The following is a 792-nucleotide window of genomic DNA, read 5'->3' as shown; positions in this document are numbered from 1 at the left end:
GTGTAAGGTCTACCGCCGCTCCTCTGTTGTGCTTAGACCCTTTAGCGGGATTGGCTACATAATGAGTGCCGGGCAGTATCTTCCACATTTTCTTTTGAACGCTGAGCGGTCGGTAGCAATCAAACAGCTTAATGCGGTATCCTAGCTGTTTAAAAGCCTCATTAGCCTTCACTAAGGCTTCAGCTGTACTTTTGCGCAAGTAGCACTCGCCACAATCGTATACCGCCTGCTTTAGAAAGTTGTCGGGCGTAGCGTATTTTAACTCGTACACAAAGTCAGCAGAGAGGTCTTTCAAACGTACAAAATCCGATTGCTGCCCCCATACCACAAAGCTCAATAGCGCAGACAAAAATGTTATAATTAATTTCATTGCGTCCTAAATTTGTGGCAAATATACTATTTTTTTATTTTCTGTAGTACTATTTTTGCAAAAATCTTACCTTTGCAGTTCTGTAACTCATTAAGTAACACATTTATAAGATGAAAATAGAAGATTTACTATCAATAGCACATACCTACGGAAGTCCTGTGTATGTGTATGATGCTGATAAAATAAGCTCTCAATATCAGCGACTTACAGCTGCTTTTAGCAGCGTGCCTCATTTGCGTATCAATTACGCTATGAAGGCGCTTTCTAATATTTCAGTGTTAAAACTGATGAAAAAATTAGGAGCAGGACTCGATACGGTTTCCATTCAGGAAGTACAATTAGGCTTGCGCGCAGGCTTTGCCCCACAACAGATTATTTTTACTCCTAATGGGGTTTCTATAGACGAGATAGAAGAGGCTATG

The 792-nt window shown here is 40.7% G+C and carries 2 protein-coding genes; one reads left to right on the top strand and one right to left on the bottom strand.

The window, feature by feature from the left end; genetic code table 11:
• A partial coding sequence (locus HMPREF9441_RS15135) for a M15 family metallopeptidase (RefSeq protein ID WP_008622695.1) occupies nt 1-370 on the bottom strand: 370 nt, incomplete at its 3' end.
• Nucleotides 371-480: 110 nt separating this feature from the next.
• Between HMPREF9441_RS15135 and HMPREF9441_RS15130 the strand changes: the two genes are divergently transcribed.
• The coding region (locus HMPREF9441_RS15130; RefSeq protein WP_008622694.1) for a type III PLP-dependent enzyme domain-containing protein at nt 481-792 on the top strand (312 nt) is incomplete at its 3' end.

This window comes from Paraprevotella clara YIT 11840 (assembly GCF_000233955.1).
GTDB lineage: Bacteria > Bacteroidota > Bacteroidia > Bacteroidales > Bacteroidaceae > Paraprevotella > Paraprevotella clara.
This window is presented reverse-complemented; position numbering and strand designations above follow the sequence as displayed.